Origin of the sequence: Neotamlana laminarinivorans (assembly GCF_020523925.1) — a bacterium.
In the GTDB taxonomy this organism is placed as follows: Bacteria; Bacteroidota; Bacteroidia; order Flavobacteriales; family Flavobacteriaceae; genus Neotamlana; species Neotamlana laminarinivorans.
In genome coordinates this window covers 1-284 of sequence record NZ_JAJAPW010000087.1, presented here as the reverse complement: position 1 = coordinate 284, position 284 = coordinate 1, and the positions used below count along the sequence as shown (strand labels likewise).

Sequence of the window (284 nt, the reverse complement as noted above, 5' to 3'; positions counted from 1 at the left end):
GTCTGCTTTTATTATTACCGATGCTAATATGAGTAAACTAACCTCAAAATCGCCAGATTGTGTTTGTGGGCGTTGTCTGGGTTGTGTTCTATAGGTAGCTCGGCCTTGACCTCTTGTTTGGCGTTCGCCTATAATTGGGTTTTCTTTCCCGTTGGCCATAGCATCAATAACACTTCCTAAAGCTAAACCAATTATTGCCCCAACGGGACCACCAAACGACCAGCCAATTGAGGCGCCTATCCATTTTGAAAAACTCATGTAATTTTTTTGTTTTTAATACGACA

Annotated in this window: 1 pseudogene; it reads right to left on the bottom strand. The window is 41.5% G+C overall.

Annotated features, from left to right (window positions below):
* Positions 1-258, bottom strand: a pseudogene (locus LG649_RS16150) (molecular chaperone DjiA); the annotation flags it as partial.
* Between the last annotated feature and the right edge of the window lie 26 nt (positions 259-284).